Raw genomic sequence first — 21,998 nt, forward strand, 5'->3', positions numbered from 1 at the left:
CGGATGAGCGCGGCTGACCGTGCCGCCGGCCGCTACCGGGACACCGCGCTGCGGCCGTACGTGCTCACCGGGGGACGGGCCCGTCCGTCCCGGAACACCATCGGCGTCGACACGCTGCTGATCGCCACCGACCCGGCGCCCCCGCTGCCGGTCTCGGCCGGTCGACAGGAACGCGCCCTGCTCGCCATGTGCCAGGGGCTGCTCTCGCTGGTCGAGGCCGCCGCCCGGCTGGAACTGCCGGTGAGCGTCGTCCGCGTGCTCGCCAGCGACCTGGTCGACTCCGGCCACCTGACCGCGCGGGCCGGCAGTCCCCGCTCCGCGCGGCCGTCCCGGGAACTACTGCAAGAGGTGCTGAATGGTCTCCGCGCTCTCTGACCACTACCTGCCCGGTACGGTCACCAGGTCGGTGAAGATCCTGGTGGTCGGCAGCTTCGGGGTCGGCAAGACCACCCTGATCGGCTCGGTCAGCGAGATCACCCCGCTGCGCACCGAGGAGGCGATGACCCAGGTCAGCGAGGGCGTCGACGACCTCACCGGCCTGTCGGGGAAACGCACCACCACGGTGGCGATGGACTTCGGCCGGATCACCCTCAACGAGAGCGTGGCGCTCTACCTGTTCGGTACGCCGGGACAGCGGCGGTTCTGGGATCTCTGGGAGGGCCTGGCCGAGGGAGCCGCCGGCGTACTGGTCCTGGTCGACACCCGGCCCGGCCGGCTGGAGGCCAGCTTCGAGGTCTTCGACCAGTTGGAGATCGGCACCCAGATGCCGTTCGTGGTGGCGGTCAACCACTTCCCGGACACCGTGCGACACAGCGCCGAGGAACTGCGTACCGCGCTGGACCTGCTGCCGGAGACGCCGATCGTGGACTGCGACGCCCGCGACCGCGACTCGGCGCTGACCGCGTTGACCACCCTGGTCCAGCACGCGCTCGACATTGCCGCCAGCGCCTCGTCCGACGGCGCCGGCTCCGCACCGGAGGCGCCCGCCCTGCAGGAGGTGGTCTCGTGACCTCGACACCGTCGGTCGACTGCCTGACCGGTACCCGTCGGCCGCTCGCCGAGCTGACCGGACTGACCCCGCTGGTCGCGACCACGATGTGCCCCGATCCGCAGCACGTCTACCAGCGGCTGCGTGACGAGCACGGGCCGGTCGCCCCGGTCGAACTCGAACCGGGCGTGCCCGCCTGGCTGGTCCTGGGCTACCAGGAGATCCTCACCGTCCTCCGGCAGGAGCAGGTCTTCGCCTGCGACCCGGACAACTGGTCCGCGCACCACGACGGCAGCCTGCCGGCGGAGTCGCTGCTCCGGCCGATGATGTCGCCGTACAACAACGCCTACTTCACCGACGGCGAGCGGCACCGTCGCCTCCGGGCGCCGATCGACGGCGGGATGGCCCGGATCGACCAGCGGGCGATGCGGCGCGCGGTGGCGGCGCTCTGCACCGAGGTGATCGGCTCGTTCGCCGGCCGGGGCGAGGCTGACCTGGTCGTGGACTACGCCGCCGTCGTACCCCTGCTCGCCGTCGCGGACCGGTTCGGCCTGGAACCGGAGGTCGGGCGGGAGCTGCGGATCGCGCTGATGAACTCGTTCGCCTGGGGCGCCGACGCGGAAGCCGCCCGGCGTCGGGTCATGACGATCTTCGCCGACGTGGTCGCGGCCCGCCGCGCGGCGCCGGCGGACGACCTGACGACGTTCCTGGTCCAGCACCCGAACCTGCGCGACGACGCCGAGATCTTCGACACGATGATGCTGACCCTGGTCGCGGCGAACGAGAACACCGCGACCACGATCGCCCAGACGCTACGGCTGATGCTGACCGACGAACGGTTCGCCGGCCGGCTGCGCGGCGGACGGCTCGGGGTCGATGACGCGCTGGACGAGGTGCTGTGGCGGGACCCGCCGATGACCAACGCGCCGGCCCGGTACGCGCTGCGCGACACCGAGCTGGGCGGGCAGCCGATCCGCCGGGGTGACGCGTTGATCCTCGGGCTGACCGCCGCCAACGCGGACCCCCGGATCCATCCCATCGGACAGGCCTGGCTGGAGGTGGGCAACCGGGCGCACCTCTCCTGGGGCGCCGGCCCGCACGCCTGCCCGGCCCAGGTCCCGGCCCGGTTGATCGTCCGGACCGCCGTCGAGACCGCCCTGCACCTGCTGCCGGGGGTCCGGCTGGCGATCCCGGCCGACGAGGTGCCGACCGTACCGTCACCGTGGGGCCGCAGTCCGGCCGCGCTGCCGGTACGTTTCCCACCCGTCGCGCAGGAGTCCGACGAGCACTGAGCAGCCGGACAGGCGGGTCAGCGGTAGCGGACCAGCCGAACAACTGATCTCTGTCAGTCGTCCAGCGCCGGGCCGGCGATCCGGCGGGTGGCGGCGTGCAGCCCGAACAGGGTGTAGCCGAGCAGGATCGGGGTGAGCAGCGGCAGGACCAGCACGCAGAGCAGCCCGGCGAGCGTGACCACCCCGGCGGTGCCGAGCAGCACGACCGGGCGGGCCGCGACGAGCCGGGCGGCGGCGCGTACCGCTGGGAGCCAGCCCTGACCGTCGCGGCGGCCGAGCTGGACGACGGTCAGGCCGGCGAAGCCGCCGGCGGCCACGGCCAGGGCGACGGTGACCGCGACCAGTGCCGTCCCGCCGGGTACCGTCCCCCGGCCCAGGGCCAGCAGGTTGACGGCGAGGATCGCGGCGGCGATCCCGGCGACCGCCGTCGCCCCGGCGCCGGGCAGCACGGCACGGCCGAAGCCGCGCAGTGCCACCCGTACGCCGGGCCAGGAACCGGTCTCGATCCAGTGCTGCAGGGCGGCGCTGGCGGTGCCGACCGCGGCACCGGCGGTGACCACCGGCAGCGTCGCGAGGGCGGTGACGATGCCGAGCAACGCCAGGTCGCTGGCGTTGCGCAGGGTGTCCCGCCAGTCCGGTCGGTGCGCGCCCGGTGCGGGCGGCTCCTCCGGCCAGTTCGGCTGGGAGTTCCGCTGCCCGGTCGTCGGCTCGCTCATGCCCCGAGTCTGCACCCTGGTCGCCTCAGCCCTTCAACCCGCTGGTGTTGATGCCCTCGACCAGCATCCGTTGGAAGGCGACGAAGAACAGGAACACCGGCAGCAGCGACAGCACGGACATGGCGAACATCGGCCCGACCGAACTCTGTCCGGTGGAGTCGATGAACAGGGTCATCGCCACCGGCAGGGTGTAGTGGTCGAGGTCCGACAGGTAGACCAGCTGTCGGAAGAACTCGTTCCAGGTCCAGATGAACGAGAAGATCGCCGTGGTGACCAGCGCCGGTCGGCTCAACGGCAGCATGACGTGCCAGAAGGTGCGGTACGCACTCGCGCCGTCGATCTTCGCGGCCTCGTCGAGTTCGGGTGGGATGCCCCGCATGAACTGCACCATGAGGAAGACGAAGAACGCCTCGGTGGCGAGGAACTGCGGGATGAGCAGTGGCAGGTACGGCCACTCCCCACCGACCAGGCCGAACTGCTTGAAGAGGATGTACTGCGGCACGGTCAGGACGTGCTGCGGCAACAGCAGCGTTCCGATCATGATGGCGAACCAGAAGCGCCGGAACCGGAACCTCAGCCGGGCGAAGGCGTACGCGGCGACCAGGCACGACGCCGCGTTCCCCAGCACGGTGAGCAGTGCGACCATCGTGCTGTTCAGGAAGAACCGCGTGAAGCTGACATCAAAGTGCTGCCAGCCGTCGGTGTAGTTGCCCGGGGTGAACCGCTCGGGGAGCAGCCCGGTGTTACTGACGATCTCCTCCTGCGACTTGAACGACGTGCCGATCACCCAGACCAGCGGGTACAGGACGACGAGCAGGATCGCCACCAGTACGAGGGTCCGCAGCAGGCCGCGTCGACCGGTGCCGCGTGGGCCGACCGCGGCCGTTGCCTGCGCCGCCATCAGCGCTCCCCATCCGAGTAGTGCACCCAGAACCGTCCGGTGCTGAAGAAGACCGCTGTGATCAACCCGATGACCAGGAGGAAGACCCAGGCGAGCGCCGAGGCGTACCCCATCTCGTACTCGGAGAAGCCCTTGATGTAGAGGTTCAGCGTGTACATCAGGGTGGAGTCGACCGGGCCACCGGTGCCGCCGCTGAGGACAAACGCGGCGGTGAAGCCCTGGAAGCCGTTGATCGTCTCCAGCACCAGGTTGAAGAAGATGACCGGGGAGAGCATCGGCAGGGTGACGTGCCAGAACTGGCGGAACCGTCCGGCGCCGTCCACCGACGCGGCCTCGTAGAGCTCGGTCGGCACCTGCTTGAGGCCGGCCAGGAAGATCACCATGGGTGCGCCGAACTGCCAGATGGCGAGCACCATCAGGGTTTCCAGCGCCCACTCGGGGTCGTTGACCCACGGTTTGCCCTGGATGCCGAAGAGGCCGAGCAGGCTGTTGAAGGCGCCGTCGCGGTTGAACATCGCCACCCAGACGATGGCCAGGGCGACGCTGCCACCGATCAGCGACGGCAGGTAGAACAGGCCACGGAACAGCCCGACGCCCCGCCAGGCCCGGTTGAGCAGCAACGCGACCCCGAGTGCGACGGCGAGCTTGAGCGGCACGGCGATCAACGCGAAGGCGACCGTCACCCGGACCGAGTGCCAGTACGACGGGTCGGTGGTGAACATCCGTCGGTAGTTGTCGAACCCCACCCACTCGACCTCGCCCAACGGCGAGAGCACGTCGTAGTTGGTGAAGCTCAGGTAGAGCGAGAGCAGCATGGGAACTGCGGTGACGCCCATCAGGCCGATGAGCCAGGGCGACAGGAAGACGTACCCGGCCAGACCGTCGCGCGGCCGTCCGGACCGGCGCCCGCGGGCACCGGTCCGGACGGGTTTGGTGGCGCGTCTGGTCGGGTCGGGCCCCGTGATCACAGCCACGCGGGGACTCCTCTCCGAACTTCTCGCGGTCTCGGCTAGGACGCGATCGCGGTCTTGCTGAACTCGGCGAACGCGGCGCCCGCCTGAGCCGGCGTCTGCTGCCCGTAGATCACGCTCTCGGCGGCCTTCTTCAGCTCCTCCCGGATCTTGCTGTGCCCCTTGAGCGGCACCTCGGGCGAGGAGGGGCCGAACTTGGTGCCCAGCTCGTCCTGGACCTGGATCGACTGCTTCATCGCCGCGTCGGTGACGGTTTCCGCCACCGCCTTGCGGATGTCGAGGTTGGACGGGAGCCCGCGCTCGGTGCCGAGGATCTTGCCGGCCTCCGGGTCGTTGGCGAGGAAGTTGAGGACGTCGACCACCGCGTCCTTGTGCTTGGTGCCCCGGAACGCGCTGAAGTACATCGACGCGCGGGCCCACTGGGCCGAGGGGTCACCCGGGAAGGCGATGACACCGAGCTCGTCCTGGGTGCTCTTCTTCATCTCCGGCATCTGGTTGACCCAGACCCACGACGTGGCCGCCTTGCCGGTGAGCACGAGCTGCTTGGTGATGCTGGTCTCGTTGCCCTCGTGGATCACGTCCGGGGTGGGGGTGGCGCCCCGGTCCCGGGCACCCTTCCACAGCTCGAACCACTTGGTCACGTCCTCGGCCGTGAAGCCGAGGTCGCTGCCCTGGTAGAGGCCCTTGCCCTGCTGGCGCAGCCAGATCCAGAACGCCATGTAGTTGGCGCTGGCGTCCTGGGTGCCGGGGATCTTGGCGACCTTGCTGACGTTCTCCGCCCAGGCGATGTGCTCCTCCCAGCTCATCCCGGTGGTCGGCTCCGGCAGGTTGTGCTTGGCCAGCAGGCTCTTGTTGTAGACCAGGCCCTGGGTGTTCTCGCCGAACGGCAGCCCGGCGAGCTTGCCGCCGACCTTGCCGTAGTTCAGCAGGCTGGGCGGGAACTTGGAGACGTCCAGCTTGCCGTTGGTCGTGTACTCGGTCAGGTCGAGCGTGGTGTTGCGGGCGGCGTACTCGGCGAGGTAGTTGTCGTCGATCTGGAAGATGTCCGGTGCGTCGCCGCCGGCGGTCAGGGTGGCGAGCTTGTCGAAGTAACCCTGGTTGGCCTGCCAGGTCTTCTTGAAGGTGACGTTCGGGTTCTTGGCGGTGTAGAGGGCGAGGGCGTCCTCGGTCAGCTTGGCCCGTGCCTCGCCGCCCCACCAGAAGATCGACAGTTCGGTCTTGCCGTCGGATCCGCCGTCGTCGCCGCCGCAGGCCGCGGCGCCGAGGACGAGCGGGACCGCGACCAGCGCGGCGGTGAGCCGGCGGAGCAGGCCGGTTCGCCGTCCAGGGGTACGGTGGCCACGCGCGGCTCGCGCGTCGACCGTCGGGGATGAAGCGGGGTGCATGTGCGCTCACTCCTTGGCGTTAGGAGGCGACAACGTCGGGGGTGGCGGCGGCCGCGTGACCCGGGTCCGGATGGCTGTGCGGACCCGGTTCCGCTGGTGCCGCCGGCCCGGAGCGGCGCAGGGGAGCCGCCGGACCCACGCCCGTCGAGTCGCGGATGACCAGTTCGGTCTGGAGCGTTACCTGTGCGGTGGTACGACGGTCGTCGGTGGAGCCGCTCCTTCCACGCCCGGTGCGCGCGGATGCGGCGCCGTCGTGCTGGAGCAGCATGTCGACGGCCGTCCGGCCGGCGGCCGCGGTTGGCGTGGCCACCGTCGTCAATTTGGGGCGGGTGAGCCGGCTCAGCGCGATGTCGTCGATCCCGACCACGCTGATGTCCAGTGGCACCCTGAGCCCGAGTGAGTCGAGCCCTTCCATCAGGCCGATCGCCATCAGGTCGTTGTAGGTGAGCACGGCGGTGGCGCCGGTACGGCGTACCTGTTCCGCCATGCCGAGCCCGCCGTCCTCGGTGGGCGGGTTGGGGCCGAGCACGGTCAGGGTCGCCTCCGCCGCGCGGGCCGCGGCCGTCGCGGACCGGCGGATCTCCCGGCTGGTCCACGAGCCGCGCGGCCCGGCGAGCAGGGCGAGGTCGCGGTGCCCGAGCCCGGTCAGGTGCTCGATCGCGAGCCGGGCGCCCTGTCCGACGTCCATCACCACCGCCGGCAGCCCGGTCACCTGGCGGTTGATCACCACCAGCGGCACCTCGCGGCTGAGCTGCTCGATCAGGCTGTTGCTCATCCGGGGGCTGCAGAGCAGTACGCCGTCGACCTGCTTGGCCAGGGCGTGTACCAGATCCTCCTCGGTCGCGGGGTCCTCGTTGGTGTCGGCGATGAAGATGTGGTAGTCGCGCTGCCGGGCCTGGCTCTCCGCCGCCTTGATCAGGGGCGGGAAGAACGGGTTCGCGATGTCGGCGATGATCAGACCGATGTTGTGGGTACGCCCCGTGATCAGCGCCCGGGCTGCCCGGTTGGGTCGGTAGCCGAGGCTCTCGGCGCTGGCCAGCACCCGGTTGCGGGTTTCCGGGTTGACCAGGTGCGGGGCCGAGAACGTCCGCGACACGGTGGAGATGTGCACCCCGGAGGCGCGTGCGACGTCTCGAATGGTGGCTGGCACGCGAGTCCCTTCCGTGGTTGCCGGCTGGTCCGTCCGATGTGGTGTCGACAGCGTGGTGACTACGGACTGCTGTGGTCACCGTCACTGTGGTTGGCCAATTAATGCAAACGGTTGCTCAGGTGTCAACGGGCATCGGTTACGGCTGTATTGCGGTACGCAGCCGTCAGGGTGTGCCCATAGGTGCAATCCGGGACATCTACCGCAGGTTTGCCTCGACTCGTTGACGCGACCAGGGGGACCGTGGTTACTTCTGCTGCAAACCTTTGCAGTCCCTCGGAGGCAACCGGGATGTCCGGAACAGCTGGAAGGCCCCAACGATTCGCTCTGGTCGGCACGGGAGCCCGCGCCGAGATGTTCGTCCGGGCCCTGGTCCTCGACCACCCGGGCACCGCCGAACTCGTCGCCTTCGCCGACGTCAACCAGACCCGGATGAACGCCCACAACGGCTGGCTCGCCGAGCTGGGCTTCGACCCGGTGCCGACGTACCCGGCCGGCGAGTTCGAGACCATGTTGGAGAAGGAACACGTCGACGTGGTCCTGGTGACCACCGTGGACCGGACCCACGACGAGTACATCGTGACCGCGCTGCGGGCCGGCCGCGACGTGGTCACCGAGAAGCCGATGACCACCGACGTGACGCGGTGCGAGCGGATCCTGCGTACCGTGGCCGAAACCGGCCGTAAAGTTTCGGTCGCCTTCAACTACCGCTACAACCCCTTGCACGAGAAGGTCCGCGAGGTGCTCGCCGAGGGCACCATCGGCGAGGTCGGCTCGGTGCACTTCGAGTGGCTGCTCGACGTCCGGCACGGCGCCGACTACTTCCGCCGCTGGCACCGGGACAAGGCGAACTCCGGCGGCCTGATGGTGCACAAGGCCAGCCACCACTTCGACCTGGTCAACTGGTGGTTGGACGCCACTCCGGAGGAGGTCTACGCCTCCGGTCGGCTCTTCTTCTACGGCGAGAACGGCAAGCGGCACGGCTACGCCCGCGACTACGACCGGGCGCACGGCGCCCCGGAGGCCGCCGACGACCCGTTCGCGCTGCACCTCGCCGACCACCCCCGGCTGCGCGAGCTGTACCTGGAGGCGGAGGCCGAGGACGGCTACCACCGCGACCAGAACGTCTTCGCCCCCGGCGTCACCATCGAGGACGACATGTCGGTGCTGGCCCGCTACTCCACCGGCGCCACCATGACGTACCACCTCACCGCGTACGCCCCGTGGGAGGGTTACCGGGTGATGTTCAACGGCAGCCGGGGCCGGCTCGAACTGGAAGTGGTGGAGAACGACTTCGTCTCCCGGCGGGCGGCCGGCGAACTGAAGGGCGCCGCCCTGCACGGCACCGAGGCCGCCGTGGAGGAGGGGCACGCCCGACTCACCGTGCACCCCTTCTGGGAGCGGTCGCGGGAGGTGCCGGTCACCGGCTACACCCGGGGCGGACACGGCGGCGCGGACGCCCGGATGACGGCGGTGCTGTTCGGCGGGCACGTCGACCCGATGGGCCGGGCCGCCACCGCCCGGGACGGCGCCCTCGCCCTGCTCACCGGGCTGGCCGCGAACCGGTCCTTCGAGACCGGTCAGCCGGTACGGGTCGCCGACCTGCTGACCGTCTCCTGAACCCTCCCCCGCCTGTCAGGAGGGGCCCTTCGGCAGCACCGGCGACCGCCCCGACGACAGGAAGGGCCCTTCCGCAGACCCTCGACGAGCCCAAGGAGTCCCTGGTGACCGACCGGCCCGACCTGCTCTTCCCGTCCGAACCGAGCCAGCGGGCGATCGCCCGTGAGTTGTACGCGCTGGTCCGGGACCGGCCGCTGATCTCGCCGCACGGGCACGTGGACCCCCGCATCCTCGCCGACGACGTGGCGTTCCCGGACCCGGCGCAGTTGATCATCGTGCCGGACCACTACGTGACCCGGATGCTGCTCAGCCAGGGGGTGCCGCCGGCCGACCTGGGGGTGCCGGCGGTCAACGGCGACCCGGTGGAAACCGACGGGCGGACCATCTGGCGACGCTTCGCCGCGCACTGGCACCTGTTCCGGGGCACCCCGTCCCGGCTCTGGCTGGAGGAGACGTTCCGCAACGTCTTCGGGGTCACCACCCGGCTCTCCCCGGCGACCGCGGACGAGATCTACGACGCGATCGCGGACCAGCTCGTCCAGCCGGAGTTCCGGCCCCGGGCGCTGTTCGACCGCTTCAACATCGAGGTGCTGGCCACCACCGAGTCGCCGCTGGACGACCTCGGCCGGCACGCCAAACTCGCCGCCGACGGCTGGGGCGGGCCGGGCGGCCGGGTGATCACCAGCTTCCGGCCGGACAACGTCGTCGACATGGAGTTCGACGGCTGGGCCGACAACGTCGCCCGGCTCGGCGAGATCGCCGGCGAGGACACCGGACGGTACGCCGGCTACCTCGCCGCGCTGCGTCGGCGCCGGGAGGCGTTCATCGCCGCCGGCGCCACCTCGACCGACCACGGGCACCTGACCGCGTTGACGCTGCGGCTCGGCGACGCCGAGGCGGCCACCCTGTACGAGCGCGGCCTGCGGGGCGAGGCGACCCCGGAGGACGCCGAGGCGTTCCGGGCACACATGCTCGTCGAGTTCGCCAGGATGTCCATCGAGGACGGTCTGGTGATGCAGCTGCACCCGGGTGCGGTCCGCAACCACAACCGGTGGCTCTACCAGCGGCACGGCCGGGACGTCGGCGGCGACATCCCGCAGGCGACCGAGTACCTGCACGCGCTGACCCCGCTGCTCGACGCGTACGGCAACGATCCCCGGCTGCGGCTGGTGGTCTACACCCTCGACGAGTACACCTTCACCCGGGAACTGGCCCCGCTGGCCGGCGGCTACGCCGCGCTCTACCTCGGCGCACCCTGGTGGTTCCTGGACTCGCCGGAGGTGCTGCGCCGGTTCCGGGAGGCGGTCACCGAGACCGCCGGCTTCTACAACACCGCCGGCTTCGTCGACGACACCCGGGCGTTCTGCTCGATCCCGGTACGCCACGACGTGGCCCGGCGGATCGACGCCGGCTTCCTGGCCCGGCTCGTCGCCGAGGACCGGCTGCCGCTGGACGAGGCCGCCGAGACCATCGTCGACCTCGCGTACCACCTGCCCAAGAAGGTCTTCAAGCTCGGGAGCGACAGCCAGTGAGTGCGAGGAATGAGCGAGCGCAGCGAGTGAGTCCCGCAGTCGGGAACGAAAGGTTCAACCAGTGACCGTGACCATCACCGGGATCGACGTACACGACGTGCGGTTTCCGACCGCGGCGGCCGGGGACGGCTCGGACGCGATCAACCGGGGCGACTACTCCGCCAGCTACGTCGAGTTGCGTACCGACGCGCCGGACGGGACCTTCGGTGCCGGTTTCACCTTCACCAACGGCCGGGGCAACGAACTGACCTGCGCGGCCATCCGGGCGCTGGCGCACCACGTGGTCGGGAAGACGGTCGACGAGATCGTCGCCGAGCCGGTGGCGTTCTGGCGTTCGCTCACCGCCGACGTGCAGCTGCGCTGGCTGGGGCCGGAGAAGGGCGTCATCCACATGGCGACCGGCGCGCTGGTGAACGCGGTCTGGGACCTGCGGGCCAAGCTGGCCGGGGTGCCGCTGTGGCGGCTGCTCGCCGAGATGCCGACCGAGGAACTCGTCCGCAACGTCGACTTCCACCACATCAGCGACGCGCTCACCCCGGCCGAGGCGGTTGCGATCCTCGACAAGGGGCAGGTCGGGCTCGCCGACCGGATCGCCGAACTGGACCGGGACGGCTTCCCGTCGTACACCACGTCCGTGGGTTGGCTCGGCTACCCGGACGACAAGGTCCGGGCGCTGACCCGCGAGGCGTACGCCCAGGGGTGGCGGGCGATGAAGATGAAGGTCGGCGGCCCGGTCTCCGACGACGTACGCCGGGCGCGGATCATCCGCGAGGAGATCGGCCCGGACGCGTTGCTGATGATGGACGCCAACCAGGTCTGGGACGTCGACGAGGCGATCGCCAACATGGCGCGGCTGGCCGAGTTCGACCCGTACTGGATCGAGGAGCCGACGCACGCGGACGACGTACTCGGGCATGCCCGGATCGCGAAGGCGGTGGCCGAACTCTCCGGCGGACGCTGCCGGGTCGCCACCGGCGAGGTGGCGGCGAACCGGGTCATCTTCAAGCAGCTGATGCAGGCGGAGGCGATCCGGGTCTGCCAGATCGACGCCTGCCGGATCGGCGGGGTCAACGAGGTGCTGTCGGTGATGCTGATGGCGGCGAAGTTCGGGGTGCCGATCTGCCCGCACGCTGGCGGCGTCGGCCTCTGCGAATACGTCCAGCACCTGGCGATCTTCGACTATCTGCGGGTCGGCACCTCGCTCGACGGCCGGATGGTCGAGTACGTCGACCACCTGCACGAGCACTTCGTCGACCCGGTCCGCACCCGCGACGGGCGTTACCTGCTGCCCGAGCAGCCCGGTTACAGCTCGACGATGAAGCCGGAGTCGATCGCCGAGTACGCCTTCCCGGACGGCCCGGTATGGCGGTGACCGCCGACCCGACCGGGTCGACGGGCGCCGGGTCGACGGGCGCCGGGTCGACGGGTGCGCCCCGGCTCAGCCTCGGCAGCCTGGCCCGGGTGCCGGTCCAGAGCCGTCCGCTGCTGCGTCCCGGCGACGTACCGGCCGGCATCGTGCACCTCGGACTGGGCGCGTTCCACCGCGCCCACCAGGCGGTCTACACGGAGGAGGCGGTCGCCGCCGCCGGTGGCGACTGGGGCATCGTCGGGGTGGCGCCCCGCAGCCTCGACACCGTACGCACGCTCGCCGACCAGGACGGCCTGTTCAGCGTCACCAGCACCTCCGGCGAGGGCAACCGGACCCGGGTGGTCGGCGCGCTGGCCGGGATCCGGCACGCCGCCGGTGACCCGGCCGGGGTGGTGGCGCTGCTCGCCGACCCGGCGATCCGGGTGGTGACCCTGACGGTGACCGAGAAGGCGTACCAGCTCGACCCGGCGACCGGGCGGCTGCGGCCGGACGACGAACTGCTCGCCGACCTGACCAGCGACCGACCGCCCCGGACGGTGCCCGGCCTGCTGGTCCGTGGCCTGCTCGCCCGGGCGGTCGCCGAGGCTGGCCCGTTGGCGCTGGTCAGCTGCGACAACCTGCCGTCGAACGGGAAGCTGCTGCACCGTCTGGTCGGTGAGGCGCTGCGGCTGGTCAGCTCCGGCGCCGGCGGCCGGTCCGAGCGGATCGCCGACTGGCTGCGGGAGAACCTGAGCTATCCCGGCACGATGGTCGACCGGATCGTGCCGGCGAGCACGCCGCAGACCCTGGCCGACGCGGAACAGGCGCTCGGGGTCGCCGACCTGGCGGCGGTGGCCGCCGAGCCGTACCGGCAGTGGGTGATCGAGGACGACTTCCCGGGCGGCCGGCCCGCCTGGGAACGGGCCGGGGCAGTGCTCACCGACGACGCCCGTCCGTGGGAGAGCCTGAAGCTGCGGACCCTGAACGGCCTGCACTCGGCCGCCGCCTACCTCGGCGCGCTCGCCGGCCGGGAGACCATCGCGGAGGCGTTGCGGATCCCGCACCTGGCCACGGTGCTGCGCCGGCTGGTCGCCGAGGACGTGGCGGCGAGTTTCCGCCCGCCGGACGGGGTCTCGGTCGTCGACTACGGCGAGGAGGTGCTGACCCGGTTCGCCAACCCGGTGATCCGGCACCGCACCATCCAGATCGCCATGGACGGTTCGCAGAAGCTGCCGCAGCGGGTGCTGCACACCATCGGTGACCTGCGGGCCGCCGGGGCCCGGCCACGCTGGGCGACGCTGGTGGTCGCGGCCTGGATGCGGTTCGTCCAGGGCCGGGCCGACGACGGTACGACGCTGCCGTTGGACGACCCGCTCGCCGGGCGGATCCGGGCGGCGCTGGCCGAGGCGAGGTCGACCCCGGAGGGGGTGGCGACCGCGTTGTTCGGGTTGACCGAGGTGTTCCCGGCGACGCTGGCCGACGACGACGAGGTCCGGGACCTGGTGGTCGAGTGGCTGACCGCCCTGGACCGGTACGGCGTGGAGAAGACTCTGGCGGGGGGTACAGCATGAGCGGCGGGAATACGGCACCCCGGGTGGCGCTGGTCGGGGCGAGCGGCCACGGCCGCTGGCACCGCCGGATCATCGCGGAACTGCAGGCCGCCGGCCGGCTCGACCTGGTCGCCCTGGTCGACGTACGGCCGGTGGAGGCGGCACCGGACGCGCCGGTCCCGCCCGGGACCGCCGTCTTCACCGACCATGTCGAGATGCTGGCGACGGTCCGGCCGGACGTGGTGGTGATCTGCACCCCGCCGCACACCCACCTGCCGATCGCGCTGGCCGCACTACGGGCCGGCGCGGATCTGCTGCTGGAGAAGCCGCCGGTGCTCTCCCTCGCCGAGCACCGGGAACTCGCCGCCGCGTTGGCCGAGACGGGCCGGGTCTGCCAGGTCGGGTTCCAGGCGCTCGGGTCGGCGGCGCTTGCCGAGTTGTCGACCGCGGTCGCCGACGGCCGGCTGGGCCGGATCACCGGGATCTCGACGGTGGCGTCCTGGCAGCGGACCGACGGCTACTACGCGCGGGCCCCGTGGGCCGGTCGGCGTACCGTGAACGGGCGGCCGGTGCTGGACGGGGTGCTGGTCAACCCGTTGGCGCACGCGGTGATGCAGTCGCTTGCCGTCGGCTCGGTCGCGGTGGCCGCCGGCCTCGTCACGCCGGCTCCGGAGGGGGTGGCGCCGGACTGGCCGGTGCAGGTCGAGCTGGAACGGTACCGGGTCCGGCCGACGATCGAGGTCGACGACACGGCCGCGCTGCGGTTGACCCTCGGCTGCGGACTGCCGGTGGTGGCGGCGGTGACGTTGGCCGGTGAGGACTTCGTCGCCGGCGAGGTGATCGTGCACGGTACGGCGGGTCGGGCGGTGTTGGAGTACCCGACGGACCGGCTGCTGCTGCCCGGTGATCCGGCGCCCCAGGAGGTGCCGGGTCGGACCGGACTGCTGGAGAACCTGCTCGACCACCGGGCCGATCCGGCCGGCGTGCCGCTGATCGCGCCGTTGGCGCGTACCGCCGGGTTCACCGCGCTGGTGGAGGTGGTCCAGGCGGCCCCGGAACCGGCGCTTGTCGACGGCGAGCGGGTGGTGGCGAGCGGGGAGGGCGCGGACCGGGTGGTCACCATCCGGGGGGTCAACGCGGTGCTGCGCCGGGCCGCCGCCGAACTGGCGCTGCTGTCGGAGTTGTCGGTGCCGTGGGCGGTCAAGCCGCACCGGGCGGTGCCGGACGGGGGTGCGGGTGGTGAATGAGGTACGGGCGTACTGCGTGACAATCGCGTACGGGCTGCAAATCGCGAGGGAATCTGACCGGTAGAAATCAGACCCAATATCTCTCTTCTCGGCAGTGCGTCGCCGGGCCGATGGCCATTGTGTCTATTCTCTGCAACATATCTGCAAACGTCGTTCATTGACTCTCCTCAGTGCTGATGCCTACCGTTCTGTGGCAAGAGGATTTCGTATTCGTTACGACAGTCCGGCAGACGGTAGACAGACGCGGAGAATGCGATGCGATCAACGAGGTGGGCCGCCGCCGTGGTCGGCAGCCTGGTCGTGCTGGCCTCCGGGGCCCTGGTGGCGCCCGGTCCCGCCGTCGCGACCGGCGGCCACGGCGGCCATTCGGACCTGGATTCGCTGTCCTGGGGAGATCGACTGCTGGGCCGGCAGACACTGTCGCCCCGTGACGGGTGGGCCGCCGCCGGGCCCGGCACCACCGGCGGATCCGGCGCCACGTCCGACCAGGTGCACGTGGTTACCACCCGGACCGGGCTGGTCGACGCGCTGGGCGGTGACAACGCCACCAACCGGAGCAACGCCACCCACAAAATCATCTACGTCCGGGGACTCGTCGACGGTTTCGAGGGCCCGGACGGGCGACTGTTGGGCTGCGCCGACCTGGCCGATCCGGAGTACACGCTGGACGCGTACCTGGCCGCGTACGACCCGACGACCTGGGGCCGGGTCAACCCGTCCGGCCCGCTGGAGGAGGCCCGGGTCCGGTCGGTGGCGAACCAGACCCGGCAGACCCAGATCAACGTCGGCCCGAACACCACAATCGTCGGACTGCGCGGGGCGGTGCTGCGCGGACTGACCCTGATGGTCGACGGTGCCGACAACGTCATCGTCCGCAACCTGCACCTCGCCGACGCCCGGGACTGTTTCCCGGCCTGGTCGCCGACGGACGGGGAGGCGGGGAACTGGAACTCCCAGTTCGACCTGATGTCGGTACGCCGCAGCGAGAACGTCTGGGTCGACCACAACACGTTCACCGACGGCGACAACCCGGACAGCGGCCTGCCGGTCCACTTCGGACGCCCGTACATGGTGCACGACGGCTCGCTGGACATCACCCACACCGCCAGCCTGGTGACGGCCTCGTACAACAGGTTCGTGGCCCGGGACAAGGTGATGCTGATCGGGTCGTCGAACACGGTCGGCCCGGATGTCGGCCGGCTGAACGTGACCCTGCACCACAACCTCTTCGACGGCACGATGCAGCGGCTGCCCCGGGTACGGTTCGGCCAGGTCGACATCTACAACAACGCCTACCGGCTGGCCGGCGACGGCTTCGGCTACGCGCTGGGTGTCGGGGTCCGGTCGGCGATCGTCGCCGAGCACAACCACTTCACCCTCGACGACGGGATCAACGCGGCGGACCTGCTCCACGACTGGGGTGGCACCGCGCTGACCGAGCACGGCAACTGGGTGCGTACCGGTAAGCGGCCGGCCCGTCCGGTCAGCCTGCTCGCCGCGTACAACGCCGAACACGACCCCGACCTGGGCGCGGACGCCGGCTGGCGGCCGACGCTGCGGGCCGGGCCGGTGCTGCCGGCTCCGCTGGTGCCGCTGGTCGTGCAGACCCTCGCCGGCGCCGGTCGACTGCTGGTCTGATCCCCGGCCCGCGCCCGTCGTGCGCGGTGCGGCCACGTCAACGGACCGGCGCGGTGTCACCCCTCGGGGCGGCACCGCGCCGACCTGTCGTCCCCGATGACGGTCCGCGTCGGTCGTGGTCCGGCACGCCTACCGGTCACCGCACCCGGCCCGCTTGCCGGGCATTGCTCAGTTCCGGCGGGTCAGGACGTCCGCTGGTAGACCCGGATGTAGTCGACCTGGAAGTCGGCCGGCAACACGGTGGTCGCGTCCGGATCACCCAGCCAGCCGCCGACCTGGAAGTTCAACCGCAGGTGGTACGGCTTGTGGAAGACCTCGTCGAACCACGGCGTGGTGGCCGGGGTCCGTTCCCAGACCTGTACCCCGTCGACGTACCAGCGGATGGCGTCCGGCTCCCACTCCGTGGTGTAGGTGTGGAAACCGTCGGCCGGGTGACCGGTCGGCATGGCGTACCGGTGGTCCTGCTTGACCTGCGGCTGGTAGCTGTAGAAGATCGCCTGGACGGGAGTCCGGTAGTACTGCGCGCCGCCCTGCAGCTCGACCACGTCGATCTCACCGTTGCCGCCGGTCTGCGGACGCATCCAGAACGCCGGCCACAGCCCCTTCGAGTTGGTCGGACCGGTCGGCGACTTGGCCCGCATCTCGAAGCGCCCGTAGGTGAAGGTCTGGTTCGTCTTGTCGGTCGCCAGGTAGGCCGTCGTGTACTGCTTCGTACCGCCGCCACCGCAGGCGTACTGCTCCTTGCGGACCCGCAGCGTCAGGTTGCCGCCGGAGACGAAGACGTTCTCCGGACGGTTGGTGATGCAGGGCAGGTCGTAGTCGGTGTAGGCGTTGTTGCGGGCGTCCCACTTCGCGGTGTCCAGGGCGGTTCCGTTGAACTCGTCCGACCAGACCAGCTGCCAGGGGTCGACGGCGGTGTCGTAGCTGACGACCAGCCGTGGCCGGATCGAGGTCGTCTGGTGCTCCCGGGAGGGCCAGTACACCCGGTTGTTGTACGTCGACTGGCGCAGTGCGAACGTGTAGTCGCCGTTGCCGGTCACCGCCGTCGAGACGTCCCAGCTGTTGTATCCGACGGCCACGCTGGCCCGGGTCGCCAGAGCGGCGCCCAGGGTCGGCCGGTTCGCCCAGGTGCCGGGGCCGGCCGCGCTGCCGGTCGCCCGGTGGACGGTGGTGCCGGCCGAGAACGCCTGCCAGGAGTAGAGCTCCAGGGCGGCGCGGATATTCGTCGCGTTGGCGGGCAGGCCCTGCACGGTGAACGCCAGCGCCGGCTGCCGTTCCCCGTTCGGATTGCCCTCACAGGACTGCGGGCACGACGCCAGGGTCGTCTTGACCCCGTTGTCGCCGTCGGCGCTGACGGGGGTGTAGGTGGTGTCGGCGGTGGCGCCGAAGGTCGCGGTCGTCGCCGCCGCGGCGGCGGAGCCGCTGGCCTGTCGGGTGTTCGTCTGGTCGGCCCGAGCGGGCCCGGTCGCGCTGGACAGCAGCACTGTCACCATGGTCGTCGCGGCCAGGCCGCCGACCGACCATCCCCGTGTGGTACGCACGTCGGTTTCCTTCCGATCGCCGGAGCGTTCGTCGCCCCGGTTGATCGACAACCGTAACGGCGGATCGGTGTCCCGTGGGGGCGAAGATCGGCCCCGGCGGCCGGTGCGCGGCATCCGGTCCGGTCGATCCGGCAGAACCGGAGGTCGCGGCGGGCCGGCGATCGAGGACTGTCAAGGTCGAGAAAGGGTAACGGGGCGGCCGCCTCGGTGGAGGCGACCGCCCCGTCAGGGCGCTCGGTTCAGCCGTACCGGAGTCAGATCCGGTTCTTGGTCGCGGCGTGGAACGCGTGGTGGCGGCCGGTACGCGGCTTCACGTACACGGTCTCGCCCATGTTCGGCATGCTCCGGCGGTCGGTGCGGACCACGAACCGCTCGGAGACGCCGTCGATGGTGGCGTGGCCGTAGATGTTGGCGTCCGAGCCGAGGTCCTCGACCAGCTCGACGACCACCGCCAGGCCGCCCTCGCTCTGCGACACCAGGTCGCAGTCCTCGGGACGGAAGCCGACGACAACCTTGCCGTTGCCGCCTTCCGCCTGGGCGGCGGCGACCTGCTCGCGGCTGAGCGGCACGGTCAGGTCGGCGAAGACAGCGCCCGCGTCGGTCAGCGGGACGGTCTTGATGTTCATCGCCGGCGAGCCCATGAAGCCGGCGACGAAGACGTTGGACGGGCTGTCGTACAGCGCACGCGGGGTGTCCACCTGCTGGAGCACGCCGTCGAGCATGACCGCCACCCGGTGGCCCATGGTCATCGCCTCGACCTGGTCGTGGGTGACGTAGACCGTGGTGACGCCGAGCTTGGCCTGCAGGGTCGCGATCTGGGTACGGGTCTGCACCCGGAGCTTGGCGTCCAGGTTGGACAGCGGCTCGTCCATCAGGAAGACCTGCGGCTCGCGGACGATCGCCCGGCCCATCGCGACCCGCTGACGCTGACCACCGGAGAGCGCCTTCGGCTTGCGGCCGAGGTACTCCTCGAGCTGGAGCAGGGCCGCCGCCTCCTTGACCCGCCGGTCGATCTCCGACTTCGAGGTCTTACGGAGCTTGAGCGCGAACGCCATGTTCTCGTAGACGGTCATGTGCGGGTAGAGCGCGTAGTTCTGGAAGACCATCGCGATGTCCCGGGCCTTCGGCGGCAGGTGGGTGACGTCGCGGGTGTCGATGAAGATCGAGCCGTCGTCGACGTCCTCCAGACCGGCGAGCATCCGGAGGCTGGTGGACTTACCGCAACCGGAGGGGCCGACCAGGACGAGGAACTCGCCGTCGCCGATCTCCAGATCGAGGTGGTCGACCGCGGGGCGCGGGGTGCCCGGGTAGATCCGGGTGGCCTTCGCGTAGGTGACCGTAGCCATGGTGTAGCGCTTCCTTTCACCGGCAGGAACGTGCCGGACGATCCGAGTGAAGGAGCGACCGGTACGTTGCCGTACCGGCCCTGCGGCGACGTCCCGGGCGGCTGTGGGCAGCCCCTGGTTGTCATCCGCGTCACGCCACGGTAAACGGGTTTTTCTCACATGCCAAGGTCAGTGCCCCCATTGGGAGCTAGCCGACGCCACATTTCGGGCATCTGGGGATGCTGTGTCGCCAACCGTCGCCAGGTTTTGCGGAACCCGGGCTGTCGGAATCGGTGCCGGACGTGGTACGAGGCGATCAGTGGCTATGCTGACCACGGACAGCGCGCCCCTGTAGCTCAGTTGGCCAGAGCACTCGCCTTGTAAGCGAGTGGTCGTCGGTTCGAGTCCGACCGGGGGCTCCAGCAATCTCCCCGCCATGCGGATGGAAAAGCTGTCGGGGGTTCGTCGCACATGTTCCCCCGCTGTTCCTGCCAGTGCCTCTTGAGTAACCTTGGCTCGCCGGAACAGACCACGATCCACATCGAACGGGGAGCCAGTGACCGATCAGGCGGCGGCCCGCCGGATTCGTCTCGGCCAGCTCGTCCGGCAGGCGCGGCACCAGGCGGGGGAGACCATCGAGGGGCTCGCGGCGCGGGCGAAGATGAGCCCGGTCACCTGGCGCAACGTCGAATCCGGGGCGCGGGTGAAGGTGTTCTCGCTCGGCAAGGTCGAGAAGGTGCTCGGCTGGCAGCCCGGCACGATCGAGGACTACCTGGCGACCGGCGAGGAGCCCGGCGGGTCGGGGCGGTCCGAGGAACTCATCGACTGGGTACTGGCGCTCGACCGGCCGGACAGCCTCAAGGTCATCATTATCAGGGCATTGCGGCAGGGTGGCGACCCGATCGACGCGGTGCTGCAGGGTACGGCGTCGCCGGCGGAGAAGGTCGCGGCGATCGAGACCCTGCGTGCGGGCAGCGCCCGCCGGTAGCGGACCCGGCCGCGCTGCGGTGCGATGTGGTTCCGGGTCTCCAGTCGAGTCGGCCGGGCCTGTTCAGTCGGCCGGGTCGTCGACGGCGGTGACGCAGGCGGCGATCTCCTCCGGACCCTCGGTCGTCACCACGACCAGCGTGCGCAACGTCGTACCCGTGGGGCAGTCCGGCCCCGGCGGACCGGGATCCCCCGGCGGACCGGACCCACCTGCCGGGCCCGGTGGTCCCTCCGGCCCGGACGGCCCCGGCGGCCCGGACGGGCCCTCCGCCCCGGTCCCGCCGGGCGCACCCGGATCGCCGTTCGCTCCGGGTGGTCCGGCCGGCCCCGGCGGCCCGGTCGCCCCGGGACGCCCGTCGCGTCCGTCCAGCCCGGGTACCCCCGGCGGGCCGGGTGGCCCCGCCGGCCCGGCCGGGCCCCGCTCGCCCCGCAGGTTCGCCGGATCCACCACGCACTCCCCGCCGAGCTGCCGTACCTGCTGGCAGAGCTGTTCGGCGCCGGAGACGGCGCTGTCCGCGCGCTGCTGTTCGCTCGCCGCCTGTCGACCCAGGCTCGCCCAACCCCAGCCGCCGGCGGCGGCGAGCAACGCGGTCGCCACCACCACGATGATCAAGCGGCGTCGGACCCGCTGGTCCATCCGGCGCCGGAACTCCACCGTGTCATCGCTGACCGCGCGCTCCGCCTCGGTCATCGCCGCACCCCCGTCGGGGCTGCCGACCGCGTCGGGCCGGCGGCCGGAGACTCAGGCCAGGTTGTCCGGGCGGTACCGGGCGATCTCACGTTCGAGCAGGGCGAGCCGGTCCTCGGCCGCGCGGCGGGCCCGGCGGGCCTCGTCGACGGCCAGTTGCAACGCCTCGGCCCGCTGCTCGGCGGCGTCGGTACGCCGGGCGGCGTCGTCCGCGCGCTTCTCCGCCCGGTCGATCGCCTCCTGGTACTCCTTGCGGTCGGCGCGGTTGGCGTTGAGCAGGTACGCGACGACCGTGACGAGCAGGCCGCCGACGCCGACGGCTCCGAACCCGCCGGCCGGCAGCAGAGATGCCAGTTCGCCCACACGTCAACTCGCCGGGGTGCCCAGCTTCGCCGCCAGTTCCGCCGCCCGGTCCCCGAACGCGGTCTTGAGCGCCTCCGCGACGCTGTCCAGGTTCCGGGCCCCGAGGCCGGAGAGTACGCCGTCGATGATCGCCTGTTCGTCGGTCGGGTCCCGGCCCATCGCGTCAAGCAGTGCCGCCTGGCTCACGGTCAGCTGCTGCACCCGGGACAGCAACTGCTGGATGCCGGAGTCGACCAGCACCTTCGTCTTGGTACGGGTGGCGATCTTGTCTATCGTCGCGTCGTCCACGTCTTCCTCCCTCGGGGGGTGAAGTCGACTCCGGCGATGTGCCGGGCCTGGGTCGCGGTCAGGCCGGTCTGCACCGTGTACGTCCGGGGACGTGGCGTACCGGGACTTGAGGATCCATTCCTGGGAGCGGTGGGCGCCGCGCAGGTGGTTGTTGTCGCCCTTGGTGCCGAAGGCGCCCCGGGGCCGTCCGGTACGTCGGCACAGTTCGGCGCCGAGCCAGGCGAGTTCGGGCGTGGTCAGCTCCCGTCCCCACCAGGTCTCCGCCTGGAGCTGGGCATAGGTCGGCATCGGACCTCCCGGGCACACGAATAATTTTCTCAATTTGGGGCGATCCAGGCAGTATTGATACTCGTGCTGTTCCCCGCCCCTGGGGAGCGGCCAGTCGGCAACCCGACAGTGCCATCCCCGCCGGGCCGAGAAACCGGCTGTGACCAGGCAATACGTCTCGTGTCCGGGGTCGGCGGACCAGCC

The 21,998-nt window shown here is 70.9% G+C and carries 19 protein-coding genes, 1 tRNA gene and 1 pseudogene; 11 read left to right on the plus strand and 10 right to left on the minus strand.

Annotated features, from left to right (window positions below):
• The first annotated feature begins 3 nt into the window (after positions 1-3).
• Genes ABGB05_RS03180 through ABGB05_RS03190 form a run of 3 tightly spaced genes read left to right on the plus strand, consistent with a single transcriptional unit; the run spans position 4 to position 2,280 of the window.
• On the plus strand, positions 4-375 hold the full coding sequence (locus ABGB05_RS03180; protein WP_347651584.1) for a DUF742 domain-containing protein: 372 nt from the start codon (positions 4-6) through the stop codon (positions 373-375).
• Positions 356-1,009, plus strand: coding sequence for an ATP/GTP-binding protein (locus ABGB05_RS03185; protein WP_347651585.1), 654 nt, complete (start codon positions 356-358; stop codon positions 1,007-1,009). Before ABGB05_RS03180 ends, ABGB05_RS03185 begins: the two co-directional genes overlap by 20 nt.
• Entirely contained in the window at positions 1,006-2,280 is a 1,275-nt protein-coding gene (locus ABGB05_RS03190; protein WP_347651586.1) for a cytochrome P450, read from the plus strand. The genes ABGB05_RS03185 and ABGB05_RS03190 overlap by 4 nt, the downstream gene beginning before the upstream one ends.
• Before the next feature lie 53 nt (positions 2,281-2,333).
• Here the strand turns inward: ABGB05_RS03190 and ABGB05_RS03195 are convergent, their stop codons facing one another.
• Genes ABGB05_RS03195 through ABGB05_RS03215 form a run of 5 tightly spaced genes read right to left on the minus strand, consistent with a single transcriptional unit; the run spans position 2,334 to position 7,403 of the window.
• Positions 2,334-2,996, minus strand: a complete 663-nt coding sequence (locus ABGB05_RS03195; protein ID WP_347651587.1) for a hypothetical protein — start codon at positions 2,994-2,996, stop codon at positions 2,334-2,336.
• A gap of 25 nt (positions 2,997-3,021) precedes the next feature.
• The gene (locus tag ABGB05_RS03200; protein ID WP_347651588.1) at positions 3,022-3,897 is read right to left on the minus strand and encodes a carbohydrate ABC transporter permease; all 876 of its coding nucleotides are present in this window, start codon (positions 3,895-3,897) and stop codon (positions 3,022-3,024) included.
• Positions 3,897-4,871 (minus strand): sugar ABC transporter permease, encoded by a 975-nt coding sequence (locus tag ABGB05_RS03205; protein WP_347651589.1) that lies wholly within the window; start codon positions 4,869-4,871, stop codon positions 3,897-3,899. The genes ABGB05_RS03200 and ABGB05_RS03205 overlap by 1 nt, the downstream gene beginning before the upstream one ends.
• Before the next feature lie 35 nt (positions 4,872-4,906).
• Positions 4,907-6,253, minus strand: coding sequence for an ABC transporter substrate-binding protein (locus ABGB05_RS03210; protein ID WP_347651590.1), 1,347 nt, complete (start codon positions 6,251-6,253; stop codon positions 4,907-4,909).
• 19 nt (positions 6,254-6,272) lie between these two features.
• Entirely contained in the window at positions 6,273-7,403 is a 1,131-nt protein-coding gene (locus ABGB05_RS03215; RefSeq protein WP_347651591.1) for a LacI family DNA-binding transcriptional regulator, read from the minus strand.
• Between the two features lie 288 nt (positions 7,404-7,691).
• Here ABGB05_RS03215 and ABGB05_RS03220 point away from each other — a divergent pair, with 288 nt between their 5' ends.
• The 6 genes from ABGB05_RS03220 (at position 7,692) to ABGB05_RS03245 (ending at position 16,335) form a co-directional block, all read left to right on the plus strand.
• Entirely contained in the window at positions 7,692-9,020 is a 1,329-nt protein-coding gene (locus ABGB05_RS03220) for a Gfo/Idh/MocA family oxidoreductase (protein WP_347651592.1), read from the plus strand.
• A 104-nt stretch (positions 9,021-9,124) separates the two neighbouring features.
• Positions 9,125-10,552: a glucuronate isomerase gene (gene uxaC / locus ABGB05_RS03225; RefSeq protein WP_347651593.1), complete on the plus strand. Its 1,428-nt coding sequence runs from the start codon at positions 9,125-9,127 to the stop codon at positions 10,550-10,552.
• A gap of 61 nt (positions 10,553-10,613) precedes the next feature.
• On the plus strand, positions 10,614-11,924 hold the full coding sequence (locus ABGB05_RS03230; RefSeq protein ID WP_347651594.1) for an enolase C-terminal domain-like protein: 1,311 nt from the start codon (positions 10,614-10,616) through the stop codon (positions 11,922-11,924).
• Positions 11,925-12,013: 89 nt separating this feature from the next.
• Positions 12,014-13,471 carry a mannitol dehydrogenase family protein gene (locus ABGB05_RS03235; RefSeq protein ID WP_347651693.1) on the plus strand — a complete coding sequence of 486 codons (1,458 nt, stop codon included), beginning with the start codon at positions 12,014-12,016 and terminating at the stop codon, positions 13,469-13,471.
• A complete protein-coding gene (locus ABGB05_RS03240) occupies positions 13,468-14,697 on the plus strand; it encodes a Gfo/Idh/MocA family oxidoreductase (protein WP_347651595.1) in 1,230 nt (409 codons plus the stop codon). The genes ABGB05_RS03235 and ABGB05_RS03240 overlap by 4 nt, the downstream gene beginning before the upstream one ends.
• A gap of 255 nt (positions 14,698-14,952) precedes the next feature.
• Positions 14,953-16,335: a pectate lyase gene (locus ABGB05_RS03245; protein ID WP_347651596.1), complete on the plus strand. Its 1,383-nt coding sequence runs from the start codon at positions 14,953-14,955 to the stop codon at positions 16,333-16,335.
• A 182-nt stretch (positions 16,336-16,517) separates the two neighbouring features.
• Here ABGB05_RS03245 and ABGB05_RS03250 read toward each other — a convergent pair whose 3' ends face one another.
• Together ABGB05_RS03250 and ugpC are read right to left on the minus strand one after the other, a co-directional pair.
• Positions 16,518-17,876 (minus strand): family 16 glycosylhydrolase, encoded by a 1,359-nt coding sequence (locus ABGB05_RS03250; protein ID WP_347651597.1) that lies wholly within the window; start codon positions 17,874-17,876, stop codon positions 16,518-16,520.
• Between the two features lie 254 nt (positions 17,877-18,130).
• Positions 18,131-19,222, minus strand: a complete 1,092-nt coding sequence (gene ugpC / locus ABGB05_RS03255; protein WP_347651598.1) for a sn-glycerol-3-phosphate ABC transporter ATP-binding protein UgpC — start codon at positions 19,220-19,222, stop codon at positions 18,131-18,133.
• Between the two features lie 324 nt (positions 19,223-19,546).
• Between ugpC and ABGB05_RS03260 the strand changes: the two genes are divergently transcribed.
• A tRNA-Thr gene (locus ABGB05_RS03260) sits at positions 19,547-19,623 on the plus strand.
• 134 nt (positions 19,624-19,757) lie between these two features.
• A complete protein-coding gene (locus tag ABGB05_RS03265) occupies positions 19,758-20,189 on the plus strand; it encodes a helix-turn-helix transcriptional regulator (protein ID WP_347651599.1) in 432 nt (143 codons plus the stop codon).
• 168 nt (positions 20,190-20,357) lie between these two features.
• On the opposite strand, the pseudogene ABGB05_RS03270 reads toward ABGB05_RS03265, so the two are convergent.
• The 3 genes and pseudogenes from ABGB05_RS03270 to ABGB05_RS03280 all read right to left on the minus strand — a co-directional run.
• Positions 20,358-20,543: pseudogene (locus ABGB05_RS03270) on the minus strand (hypothetical protein); the annotation flags it as partial.
• Between the two features lie 387 nt (positions 20,544-20,930).
• Positions 20,931-21,239, minus strand: coding sequence for a hypothetical protein (locus ABGB05_RS03275; RefSeq protein WP_347651600.1), 309 nt, complete (start codon positions 21,237-21,239; stop codon positions 20,931-20,933).
• A gap of 3 nt (positions 21,240-21,242) precedes the next feature.
• Positions 21,243-21,815, minus strand: coding sequence for a hypothetical protein (locus tag ABGB05_RS03280; RefSeq protein ID WP_347651601.1), 573 nt, complete (start codon positions 21,813-21,815; stop codon positions 21,243-21,245).
• Between the last annotated feature and the right edge of the window lie 183 nt (positions 21,816-21,998).

It is taken from the genome of Plantactinospora sp. B5E13 (assembly GCF_039871775.1).
Classification (GTDB): domain Bacteria; phylum Actinomycetota; class Actinomycetes; order Mycobacteriales; family Micromonosporaceae; genus Plantactinospora.